At 64.6% G+C, this 2,370-nt stretch carries 2 protein-coding genes; one reads left to right on the top strand and one right to left on the bottom strand.

Annotation, left to right across the window (positions count from 1 at the left end; translation table 11 throughout):
- Positions 1-94 precede the first annotated feature (94 nt).
- The gene (locus tag GY769_10395; GenBank protein MCP4202331.1) at positions 95-1,252 is read left to right on the top strand and encodes an IS481 family transposase; all 1,158 of its coding nucleotides are present in this window, start codon (positions 95-97) and stop codon (positions 1,250-1,252) included.
- Positions 1,253-1,957: 705 nt separating this feature from the next.
- Here the strand turns inward: GY769_10395 and GY769_10390 are convergent.
- Positions 1,958-2,370 (bottom strand): DUF4351 domain-containing protein (locus GY769_10390; protein ID MCP4202330.1); only part of this gene is annotated, 413 nt, incomplete at its 5' end.

The raw sequence follows: 2,370 nt of genomic DNA, 5'->3' as shown, positions 1-2,370 counted from the left end.
GTAACAGATTGGACCGGGGACATGGGTAACAGTCTCGTGGGGCAAACTTGGGCACCGAGGAGGTGCCCGCATGCCATGGAGCGAGACGAATCCGATGAAAGAGCGACTGAGTTTTATCGACGACCTGGAGAGTAGCCTGTTCACGATGACAGAACTGTGTAAGGACTACGGGATCAGCCGCAAGACCGGCTACAAGTGGACGGATCGCTATGTGGAGGGAGGTGTGGAGGGGCTGAAGGACCGATCTCGGGCGCCGAAGCACTGCCCACATCGCACCGAGCAGCGTGTGGTCGAGGCGCTGGTGGCGTCGCGGCAGAAGCATCCGCGCTGGGGACCTCGGAAGCTGTTGAAGATTCTGCGGAATCGGCACCCCAAGTGGCCCTGGCCGGCGCCTAGCACCGCAGGCGACATCCTCAAGCGTCATGGTCTGGTGGAGGCGGTCCGGCGCCGGCGTCGCTCCAAGCACCCAGGCCGGCCGAAGTTCGAGGCCGAAGCGCCCAACGACGTGTGGACCGGTGACTTCAAGGGTGAGTTCCGCACCGGCGACCGTCGGTACTGCTACCCACTGACGGTGGCGGATCTCAAGAGTCGGTTTCTGCTGGGCTGTGAGGGCCAGTTGTCGACCGCCCATGCCGGGGCACGACCGGCCTTCGAGGATCTGTTCCGTGAGTATGGACTGCCTCGGGCGATCTTGACCGACAATGGGTGCCCGTTCAGTTCTACGGCGCTGTGTGGACTCTCGCGACTGTCGGTGTGGTGGATCAAGCTGGGCATTCAACCGCTGCTGATTGAGCCGGCCAAGCCCCAACAGCACGGCGTTCATGAGCGAATGCACAAGACCCTGAAGGCGGAGACGACCCGGCCTCCAGGGGCGAATCTCGAAGCGCAGCAGCATCTCTTCGATGCCTTCCGCCAAGAGTTCAATGTCGAGCGTCCCCATGAGGGGCTGGACCTACAAATGCCCGCGGAACTGTACGAGCCCTCGCCGCGGCAGTATCCGGACCGCATCGCCGAAGTGGAGTATCCAGGTCACTATGAGGTACGGCGGGTACGAACCGACGGTCGGGTCAAATGGCAGGGGCAGTTCCTGTTCATCAGCGAAGTGCTGACCGGCGAACCGGTCGGCTTGGAGGAAGTCGATGACGGGATCTGGTCGCTGTGCTTCGGTCCGCTCCTGCTGGCACGTTTCGATGAGCGAGACCGGCGCCTGCGGGGCGCGGGGCGAGCGCCCAAGAAGGACCCCGGCCCATGAGGAGACCTGTGGAAGCTGCCGCGTCTGACGGTCCTATGGAAGGGCTGCCGCTTCGCTTGGAAAAGTGCCGAGCCACTTTTCCACAGCCCTCCCACAGGACCTTGGAAATCGCTCCGGCGACAAGTCGCCTCCACGATTTCCACAGCCGCTTGGAAAACGCGGACACCCGCCTCGAACGCTCGGAGATTCCGACCATCCATCATGACGCCCTCGATCTCGCCTGCACTACCGTCCGCGTTTCCCACAGCTCCCACAGGCCCTACTCCTACTCCTCCTACTACGACTTGAGGAAGACACTCAGAAAAAGACCCCCCACCCCCGAGGAGTGTCACCTATGCTCCCGGTCCAAAGTGTTACCCTTCTCCCCGGCCGTTCAGAATCGGCGAGGTGGTCGAATGACGAGGATGCGCGCGCTACGCGCTCGACCCCCTCACCCTAGCCCTCTCCCCCAAGGGGGAGAGGGGGCCTCCTCCCTCCGACCAGCTTCGCCTTGGTCAACACCCGCCGCCGGAGGCCGGCCGGTGGCGGCTGGAGACGCTCTTTGAGGATATCGATGCGGCGGACGCGGCGGTGGGGTACGCGGCCACCGCTGCCGAGCGCGCCGCCAGCGTCGCTTCGGCGGTCGCCTGTGCGATGGAGGGGCTCGTCGGCCTGGGCGAGGACGGGGGCCTGCGCCGCGTCCAGAGCCCTGCGCCTGATTCCGATTTACCCCCGGTCGTCGCAGCCGTCCTCGAAGATCTCCTTGAGGGAAGCGGAGGCCACCAGGCGCTCCCCCCACTCGAGCAGCTGCTCCGCCTCGGCTCCGCGGACCCGCTCTTCGACCTCCGGCGCCAGCGGACCGTACAGCCGGCCGAGCTGCCGCAGCAGCAGATCCGCCTCGCCCTTGCGCCGTCCTTCTGCCACGCCCTCTCTGCGCCATTGAGCGGACCAGTCGATAGCGTTCTCTGCGATCATCGGTTTCACCTCTTCGAGTTTCTCCACGGTTGGTACGGTAACGCCAGACATCCGCGATGGCAAGAAGGTCGTGGTCAACCACTGGGTGAACGCACGACGCAGCCCGGCGTCTTCGGGTCTTGCGAGGATCTTGTCGAGCTCGTCGATCGGGCGCATGGTCATGG

The sequence above is a fragment of the bacterium genome, assembly GCA_024224155.1.
Lineage (GTDB): Bacteria > Acidobacteriota > Thermoanaerobaculia > Multivoradales > JAHEKO01 > CALZIK01.
This window is presented reverse-complemented; position numbering and strand designations above follow the sequence as displayed.

Bases quoted from the DNA above. Each gene is read 5' to 3' on its own strand.
- GY769_10395 (MCP4202331.1), top strand. From the start codon at position 95: ATGAAAGAGCGACTGAGTTTTATCGACGACCTGGAGAGTAGCCTGTTC.